The sequence below is a fragment of the Escherichia sp. WS1450 genome, from assembly GCF_046487395.1.
GTDB classification, from domain to species: Bacteria; Pseudomonadota; Gammaproteobacteria; order Enterobacterales; family Enterobacteriaceae; genus Escherichia; species Escherichia coli.
In genome coordinates, this window is sequence record NZ_JBJQJO010000166.1 from 1 (window position 1) to 538 (window position 538).

The following is a 538-nucleotide window of genomic DNA, read 5'->3' on the forward strand; positions in this document are numbered from 1 at the left end:
CGTCGATTGCTTCTGGTTGTGGAGAAACTAACGCATGAACAGTTTAACAACACACTACCGTCGCTCGCAACTGATTGCGCTTCCTGTACCGGGTGGAAAAGCGAAGGTGGAATATTGCTATGCAGTGAATGTACCAGGTGACAGGGAAATTGTAACCCACAGCTTTGCAGAGTGGGCTGTGGGTGATTTCAACCGGCAGAAGGAGACAGTCCTTTGCGACAAGTTAACCGCTGGTTCAAAGATCACTACGGAGTGCCCGTCAGAGTCATTCGTTGGGAGCCGGAAACACAACGTGTTATCTACCTCCGCGAAGGCTATGAGCATGAGTGCTTCAGCCCGCTCGAACAGTTTCGTCGTAAATTCAGGGAAATAGAGGTCGGTCATGAGCACTAAATTAACCGGCTATGTATGGGATGGTTGCGCTGCATCAGGCATGAAATTATCCAGCGTGGCAATTATGGCCCGCCTGGCTGATTTCAGTAATGACGAAGGTGTGTGCTGGCCATCAATTGAAACCATTGCCCGCCAGATTGGCGCG

2 protein-coding genes are annotated in these 538 nt (G+C 50.6%); both read left to right on the forward strand.

What is annotated here, in order from left to right; genetic code table 11:
- The first annotated feature begins 213 nt into the window (after nt 1–213).
- Complete coding sequence (locus tag ACJHYR_RS28155) at nt 214–393, forward strand: DUF4222 domain-containing protein (RefSeq protein ID WP_001250269.1); 180 nt, start codon at nt 214–216, stop codon at nt 391–393.
- On the forward strand, nt 383–538 hold a 156-nt coding region (locus ACJHYR_RS28160), incomplete at its 3' end, for a helix-turn-helix domain-containing protein (protein ID WP_172425226.1). The genes ACJHYR_RS28155 and ACJHYR_RS28160, both read left to right, overlap by 11 nt.